Genomic DNA, 1220 nt, shown 5'->3' with positions numbered 1-1220 from the left:
GGCACTGCACCCTTATAATGGGACACAAGAAAAACACATTCATGAGGCCAGTTTTCTGTACTTTACAGGAGACTGGTCATTTAATCTCTGTTGAATTCTAGTTTCATTATAAAATATGATGTAATTTTTAACAATATCTGTTATACTATCTTTGGTTATGTTTCTCCAATTATGGAGATAGAAGGTTTCAGACTTTAGGATGGAATGAAACCATTCGATACAGGCATTATCTGCTGGTGTTCCCTTACGGGACATGGAGCGGGTGATGCCTTTTTCTACACAAGTCTGATAGTAAGCTTTTGAGGTGTAAACCGATCCCTGATCACTGTGTAAGATTGCTCCTTGAGGTGATTCCAATTGATGGAGCGTATCCAGCACAAAGTCCGTATCCTGACAATCTGAGATGGTATAAGCCACAATCTCACGATTATAGAGATCCATGATGGAGGACAAGTATAGCTTACATTTACCAAAGTATAAATAAGTAATGTCAGTGACAAGCTTCTCCATAGGCTTGTCTGCTTGAAAATCACGATCCAGCTTATTGTCTGTTACATGGTAAGGTTTACCTAGATTTGGTGCCTTCTTGGGACGTGTCCGACAGAGCCATCCATTCTCCTTCATGATATGATAAACTTTCTTTCGATTTACAACAAGACTATGAATTTTCTTGAGCAAGCGGGTGATGGTACGATAGCCGTAGATAAACTGGTTTTGCATACAGAGTTGCTCTATTTTCTCGACCATTTCATCTTTCTTCTCAGGCTTCTTACTGTCCTTTTTCCAACGGTAGAAGGTTGAGCGTTTGACGCCAAAGCAGCCCAAAATGGCTGAGACAGGACAGGTTTTCTTGTATTCTTCCACAAGCTTGATAAGACTTACTTTATCGATTGTCTTACCAAGCTGCGATACTTTTTTAGTAGTTCCACCTGTAGGCGCAACTGTCCTACTTCGGATAGCTGTTCCATTCCTTTACCATAGGTATATTGTTTCCCCAGAGGTTGATGAAAACGATGTAGCTCATCATTCTCATACCATCGCATCCAGGTGTAGATTTGACTGTCATTCTTAATTCCCAAGGTCTCCCGGATGACCTTATTGGACTTACCAGCCTTTTTCATTTCGATGCAGGCTAACTTAGTTTCTAATGAATATGCTTTTTTGACCATAACAAAACACTCCTGTTTCTAGTTTACTAGATTTTCAACAGGAGTGTTTTT

General features: G+C 39.9%; 1 protein-coding gene. It reads right to left on the bottom strand.

The window, feature by feature from the left end; genetic code table 11:
* Positions 1-39: 39 nt before the first annotated feature.
* A protein-coding gene (locus AALA56_RS10075; protein ID WP_369909899.1) for an IS3 family transposase occupies positions 40-1169 on the bottom strand; the annotation gives its coding sequence in 2 pieces (ribosomal slippage) (positions 40-920 and positions 920-1169; 1131 coding nt in all).
* Positions 1170-1220 lie beyond the last annotated feature (51 nt).

It is taken from the genome of Streptococcus hyointestinalis (assembly GCF_041225505.1).
Lineage (GTDB): Bacteria > Bacillota > Bacilli > Lactobacillales > Streptococcaceae > Streptococcus > Streptococcus hyointestinalis_B.
Note: the sequence above shows the minus strand (reverse complement) of the source record. Positions and strands in the feature narration are given on the sequence as shown.